We start from the raw sequence: 5,935 nt of genomic DNA, 5'->3' as shown, positions 1-5,935 counted from the left end.
GTATTTCTGGCCCGATCAGGTCGAAAACATCACCGACGACAAAGGCGGCATCATCGGCGCGCGCCTGAAATCCGATGGCTCACCCGTGGACTACGGCGGCATCGGCACCATGTCCAAATCCAAGAACAACGGCGTCGATCCGCAATCGCTCATCGATGGCCTGGGCGCCGATACCGCCCGCTTGTTCGTGATGTTCGCCAGCCCCCCGGAACAGACCCTGGAATGGTCGGATTCCGGTGTCGAAGGCGCGCACCGTTTCCTGCGCCGTCTGTGGGCCTTCTGCCGCAGCCGGCACGACGACATCCGCCGTCATGCCGCCACCCCCATCGCCGCGGATACGCTGGATGCAGCGGCCGCCGATCTGCGCCGCCAGATCCACGGCCTGCTGCGCCAGGCGGACTACGATTACCAGCGCATCCAGTACAACACCGTGGTCTCCACGGCCATGAAAATGCTCAATACCCTGGAATCCGCCGTCCAGGCGGGGGTATCGGGCCCGGCCCTGGCCGAATCCACGTCCATCCTGCTGCGCGTCCTGTATCCCGTAGTGCCGCACATCACCTGGCAGCTGTGGCGTGAACTGGGTCTGGCCGATGTCCTGGGCGACCTGCTGGATGCGCCCTGGCCCCAGGTCGAGGAATCCGCCCTGCAGGCCGACACGATCGAACTGGTACTGCAGGTCAACGGCAAGGTTCGCGGCCAGCTCACCGTGCCCCAGGAAGCCGACAAACCCGCCATCGAAACCCTGGCCCGAGCACACGAAGCCGTCGGCCGTTTCCTCGAAGGCCGCGAACCCAAGCGAGTCGTGGTCGTGCCGGGTCGGCTGGTCAACGTCGTCGGATGATGGTCATGGCCTCTTTCACTTGCCTGCCGCGCCGCCTGCGCATCGCCCTGGCCGGTATCGCCCTGCTGGCGCTGGGTGCCTGCGGTTTCCACCTGAAAGGGGCCACACCCCTGCCCTTCCAGGCCATCTACACCAACATCAACCTGGATTCCGAATTCGGCGCCCGGCTGCGCCGCATCATCACAGCCAACTCGCCCGACACCCGGTTTACCGAACGCCGCCAGGACGCCGACGTCTATCTGCACCAGATTTCCGAATCCCAGAATCTGCGCCAGCTGTCCCTGGACGCCGATGGCCGGGTCGAGGAATACGAACTGAACCTGGATTTCCAGTTCGAACTGCTGGACCGCGAAGGACACGTGCTGCTGCCCCCCACGACCCTGCTCAGCGTCCGCGAACTGCCATACAACGACCGCATCGTCCAGGCCAAGGAAGGCGAGATCGAACGCACGTTCAAGGACATGCGCAACGGCCTGATCGACCAGATCCTGCGCCGCATGAGCTCGCCGGAAGTCCAGGCCGCCTATGCCAACGCGGCCAGCCGCCCCACGGTACCGATACCGGACGACAAGGTCCTGGACGCATTCCCCCCGGCCGGACCGGCCCCGATTCGGCCCTAGCCCGGACGGATATCGGGCCATGGCACGCATATCGGCAGCCGACCGCCTGACCGAGCACTACGCCAGCACACAAACGCTGCCGGCCTGCACGGTCCTGAGCGGTGACGAGATCCTGCTGCTGACCGAAGCCGCCGATGCCTACCGCGCAGCCGCTGTCCGACTGGGATGTGTCGAGCGCACCCATCTGGTGATGGACGCCCGCAGCGACTGGGGCGCGGCACTGGCCGCATCGCAGAATTCGTCTTTGTTCGGCGATCTGCGTCTGCTGGAAATCAGCCTGCCCACCGGGAAACCGGGCAAGGCCGGCGCCGACACCCTGCTGAAACTGGCGACGATGGCCGCCGACGGGCAGCTGCCTGATGTGCGGATTCTGCTGCGCCTGCCGCAATTGGATCGTGCGACCCAGCAGGCCAAGTGGGTCCAGACCCTGAAATCCCGCGCCGCCTGGACCGAAATCCCGACTATCCCGCGCACAGCGCTGGCAGACTGGATCGCTGCCCGCCTGGGCCGTCAAGGACACACGGCGGATGCCGAAACCCTGGCTTGGCTGGCCGACAAGGTCGAAGGCAACCTGCTGGCCGCCCACCAGGAACTGCAAAAGCTCGCCCTGCTGCATCCCGCCGGAGCACTCAGCCTGGAACAGGTTCAGGCCGCCGTGCTGAACGTGGCCCGCTACAATCTCTATGATCTGCGCGACGCCATGCTGCTGGGCCAGGCCGACCGGGCGCTGACCGTACTGCGGGGGCTGCAGGCCGAAGGCGAAGCCCTGCCACTGGTCCTCTGGGCCATCGGCGAGGAAATCCGCGTCCTGGCGCGCCTGGCGCCCCACGCCCGCAGCGGCCTGGACGCAGCCCTGCGGGCCCAGCGCCTGTTCGGCGCACGCGAAAAACTGGCGCGCCAGGCCCTGGCCCGCGTCCCGCCGGCAGCCTGGCCGCCCGCGCTGCGCCATGCCCACGAAATCGACCGTATCATCAAGGGAATCCCGGTGGACGGCCGGTTGCGCGATCCCTGGGACGAACTCGAACGGCTGGTGATGCGCATCGCCACCGCAGGATCGTCCCGGCACTGAACTGCCGACTTTTCACATCGACAATGCCATGAGCGAGACACAATCCGGTTTTTCCATGCAGACCCTGGGCCGCCAGGCCCGCCAGGCCGCGCGCATCCTGCGCTCGGCCTCCGGTGCCACCAAGGCAGCAGCCCTGCGGGCCATGGCCGACGGCCTGCGCGCCCGCCGCGACTGGCTGCAGGCAGAAAACCAGCGCGACCTGCATGCCGCAGCCGAACGCGGGCTGGATGCCCCCATGATGGACCGCCTGCGCCTGTCCGACCGGGCGCTGGACCTGATGACCGAAGGCCTGCTGCAGATCGCCGCCATGCCCGATCCGATCGGCAGCCTCAGCGAAACCACCACCCGGCCCAACGGCATGCGCGTGGCCCGCATGCGCGTGCCGCTGGGCGTGATCGGGATCATCTACGAATCCCGGCCCAACGTGACCATCGATGCGGCCGCCCTGTGCCTGAAATCCGGCAACGCCACCATCCTGCGTGGCGGCAGCGAGGCCTTCCATTCCAACCGCGCCCTGGGCACGATCATCCAGACGGGCCTGCAGGCCGCCGGCCTGCCCGCGCACGCCGTACAGGTCGTGGACACCACCGATCGCGCCGCCGTGGGCGCCATGATCACCCACCCGGAATGGATCGATGTCATCATCCCGCGTGGCGGCAAGGGCCTGATCGCCCGCCTGGCCGATGAAGCCCGCGTCCCCCTGATCAAGCACCTGGAAGGCAACTGCCACGTCTACATCGACAAGGCCGCCAACCTGGACCGCGCCCTGGACATCGCCATCAACGCCAAGACCTACCGGACCGGCATCTGCGGCGCCATGGAAACCTTGCTGGTACACGCGGACATCGCCACCGACTGGCTGCCCCGGGCGGGCGCCCGGTTCACCGAACTGGGCGTCGAACTGCGGGCCTGCCCGCGCGCCGCCGCGCTGCTGCCCGGCTCGATCCCCGCCACCGAAGAAGACTGGGCCACGGAATTCCACGCGCCCATCCTGGCCGTGCGGATCGTGGATTCCCTGGACCAGGCCATGGATCACATTGCCCGCTACAGTTCCGAACATACCGAATCCATCGTCACCGAGGACCTGTCCGCCGCCCAGCGCTTCCAGCGCGAGGTCGATTCCAGTTCGGTCTACGTCAACCTGCCGACCTGCTTTGCCGACGGCTACGAATACGGGCTGGGCGCCGAAATCGGCATTTCCACCAACCGCCTGCACGCCCGCGGTCCGGTCGGGCTGGAAGGCCTGACCATCCAGAAATGGGTGCTGACCGGCGAAGGCCAACTGCGGACCTGAGCCCTGGCCGCCACCAAAAGGATCACCATCATGCTGTGGGTCAAGGCATTCCACATCCTGTTCATCACGTCCTGGTTCGCCGGGCTGTTCTACCTGCCGCGCATCTACGTCAACCTGGCCCAGAGCGGCGACCCGGCGGCACGCGCCACGCTGCTGGGCATGGCACAACGCCTGTACCGCTTCATGACCCCGCTGGGTATTCTGGCGTTGGCGCTGGGCCTGTGGCTGTGGCTGGGCTACGGCATCGGCCAGGGCCAGGGCTGGATGCATGCCAAACTGCTGGCGGTGATCGGCCTGCTGGCCTTCCATCTGGCCTGTCGCCACCACCTGCGCACCCTGACTGCAGGCACCAACCCGCACACCCACCGCTACTTCCGCTGGTTCAACGAAATCCCGGTCCTGCTGCTGCTGCTGATCCTGATCCTGGTGGTCGTCAAACCCTTCTGATCACCCATGAACGATTCCACGACCCGCAAGACCCTGAGCCTGAAGCACAAGGCCTCGTCCACCCGATCCGGGACGGACACTGCGCCCCGCAAGCGCTCGGGTGCCCGCGCACGCCAGGCTGCGCTGCAGGAACATGCACGCCAGGCGCGCGCCGAATCCAGCGACGCTGCCAACCTCCCAGCCAAAGGCCGTCGGCAAGCCCCCGTCGAGGCATCCAGCCCCCCCCAGGACGCCAGGCGGACCGCATCCCCGAAATCCGCTCCTGCAGGCCGGAACCGTCCGGAAAGCCCCGAATCCGACAGCCCGCGTGCGCACGCCCCACGCATCCAGCGCCTGCCGCGCGCGCCACGACGGGCCGAAGTCTTCCAGATCTTCGCCCCCTGTCCGCACGGCCTGGAAGAAGCTCTGGCCCTGGAACTGCAGGCGCTGGGCTACGAAACCGTCCGTCCCGGACGCGCAGGTTGCCATTTCCAGGCCGACTGGACCGGCATATTGCGCGCCAACCTGTATTCCCGCCTGGCGACCCGGATCCTGGTCCAGATCGCCCAGGCCGACATCCACGACGAAGACGATATCCTGACCCTGGCACGCGACACCGAATGGGAACGCTGGTTCGGGCCGGAGCATTCCCTGCGCGTGGACACTTCGGCCATCCGCAGCCCCATGCGCAGCTTGCAATACTGCAATCTGCGCGCCAAGGACGGCATCTGCGACCGTTTGCGCGAACGTGAAGGCGCCCGGCCCGACATCGACACGGTCCGGCCGGATGCCCGTGTCCACCTGTTCCTGGACGAACGGCGCGCATCCCTGTATCTGGACACCACCGGTGAATCCCTGTTCAAGCGGGGCTGGCGGCTGGACAAGGGCGAGGCGCCGCTGCGCGAAAACCTGGCCGCCGGCCTGCTGGCCCTGTCGGACTGGCCGCTCGACGCCCCCCTGCTGGATCCCTTCTGCGGCAGCGGCACCCTGTTGATCGAGGCCGCCTGGATCGCCCTGGGCGTGCCGCCAGGCATCTGGCGACCCTTTGGTTTCGAGCGATTGCGCGGCCATGACGCCCGCCTGTGGCGCACCCTGAAAGAAGACGCCCGCGCACGGATCGCCCCCCGCCTGGAACAGCCCCTGACAGGCTGCGACATCCATCCAGGCGCCATCGAGGCGGCGCGCGCCAACGCCGAACGCGCCCACCTGAGCCCGGACACCATCCACTTCGAGGTCTGCGATGCGCGCCGGATGCCGCCGCCCGCCGAAGCAGGCTGGATCGTCACCAATCCGCCCTACGGGGAACGGCTGGCAGACGAAGACGCCGACCTGTGGTCCGAATGGGCAAGCTGGCTGAAGCGCCACTACGGCGGCTGGCAGCTCAATGTCATCACCAGCGATCTGGACCTGCCCAGCCGGATGCGGCTGAAGGCTCGACGGCGCCACCCCTTGCGCAACGGCGCCCTGGATTGCCGCCTGTTCCAGTTCGATCTGGTCACTGCCAGCTACCACGACCGATCGTAGGATTTCTGCCACGGATCGTGTACGTTGACATCCTCCCCGACCTGACGGCCGGAGATTCCTACGGCGCTCAGGCGCGGCATTGAGCCATTCCTGAGTCGCTTCGGTGGGTTCCTGCTGCTGGCGGCATTACCGCACCGCTCACTTCACAGGCGAACCGG

General features: G+C 67.2%; 6 protein-coding genes. All 6 read left to right on the top strand.

The window, feature by feature from the left end; genetic code table 11:
- Positions 1 to 844 (top strand): class I tRNA ligase family protein (locus RBR29_RS10085; protein ID WP_320348990.1); only part of this gene is annotated, 844 nt, incomplete at its 5' end.
- A gap of 5 nt (positions 845 to 849) precedes the next feature.
- The gene (gene lptE / locus RBR29_RS10080; protein WP_320348989.1) at positions 850 to 1,464 is read left to right on the top strand and encodes an LPS assembly lipoprotein LptE; all 615 of its coding nucleotides are present in this window, start codon (positions 850 to 852) and stop codon (positions 1,462 to 1,464) included.
- Positions 1,465 to 1,483: 19 nt separating this feature from the next.
- Positions 1,484 to 2,533, top strand: coding sequence for a DNA polymerase III subunit delta (gene holA, locus RBR29_RS10075; RefSeq protein ID WP_320348988.1), 1,050 nt, complete (start codon positions 1,484 to 1,486; stop codon positions 2,531 to 2,533).
- 28 nt (positions 2,534 to 2,561) lie between these two features.
- Positions 2,562 to 3,827 carry a glutamate-5-semialdehyde dehydrogenase gene (locus tag RBR29_RS10070; protein ID WP_320348986.1) on the top strand — a complete coding sequence of 422 codons (1,266 nt, stop codon included), beginning with the start codon at positions 2,562 to 2,564 and terminating at the stop codon, positions 3,825 to 3,827.
- A 30-nt stretch (positions 3,828 to 3,857) separates the two neighbouring features.
- Positions 3,858 to 4,274, top strand: coding sequence for a CopD family protein (locus RBR29_RS10065; protein WP_320348984.1), 417 nt, complete (start codon positions 3,858 to 3,860; stop codon positions 4,272 to 4,274).
- Positions 4,275 to 4,280: 6 nt separating this feature from the next.
- Positions 4,281 to 5,777 carry a THUMP domain-containing protein gene (locus tag RBR29_RS10060; protein WP_320348982.1) on the top strand — a complete coding sequence of 499 codons (1,497 nt, stop codon included), beginning with the start codon at positions 4,281 to 4,283 and terminating at the stop codon, positions 5,775 to 5,777.
- Positions 5,778 to 5,935 lie beyond the last annotated feature (158 nt).

It is taken from the genome of Castellaniella sp. (assembly GCF_034007085.1).
Taxonomy (GTDB): domain Bacteria; phylum Pseudomonadota; class Gammaproteobacteria; order Burkholderiales; family Burkholderiaceae_B; genus Castellaniella.
Note: the sequence above shows the minus strand (reverse complement) of the source record. Positions and strands in the feature narration are given on the sequence as shown.